The organism is Paenibacillus sp. 598K, assembly GCF_003851045.1.
GTDB lineage: Bacteria > Bacillota > Bacilli > Paenibacillales > Paenibacillaceae > Paenibacillus_D.
In genome coordinates, this window is the sequence record NZ_BFBX01000151.1 from 1 (window position 1) to 538 (window position 538).

General features: G+C 67.1%; 1 protein-coding gene. It reads right to left on the reverse strand.

Translation table 11 applies throughout. The annotated features are described in order from the left end of the window. The coding region (locus PA598K_RS32070) for a glycoside hydrolase family 78 protein (RefSeq protein WP_185602351.1) at nt 1-538 on the reverse strand (538 nt) is incomplete at both ends.

Consider the following 538-nt stretch of genomic DNA (forward strand, 5'->3'; position numbering starts at 1 on the left):
GCAGCTCCGTGACATCGTAGGTCTGATACTGGAGCCGCTTGGTGTAGCTGGTCCAGCCAGGGGCGAGCTGCGAGTCGTCCGGTCTGCGGCCGTTCACATACAGATGGTACAGACCAAGCGCTGTCGCGTACAGTCTGGCGCTTGCAACCTCGCCCTCCAGCGTGAAGTCGCGCCGCAGATAGTCTGCGGACTCGACCTCCTCAGCCCCCTGACGAGCGGCGGTGATCCACGCCGCCTGCCACTCCTCCCGGCGCAGCGCCGTCTCCCACCAGGACGGCTCGCTCCAGCTGGACGGCTCATCTGCTCCGTCCCACACCTGCACCCGGTAATAGTAGCGGGTGCGGGCTTGCAGCGGCTCGCCGTCATAGGCGATCAGCACCGAACGGTCGCTCTCCACGCGTCCGGTGTCCCACGCCAGCTCCGCGAAGCCTTCATCCTTTGCCACCTGGATATGGTAAGCGGTCTGGATTGCGCCGCGCGCATCGGCGCGCAGCTTCCAGCTCAGCCGCGGCCGCTCCTCCTCGATCGCGAGCGGCCG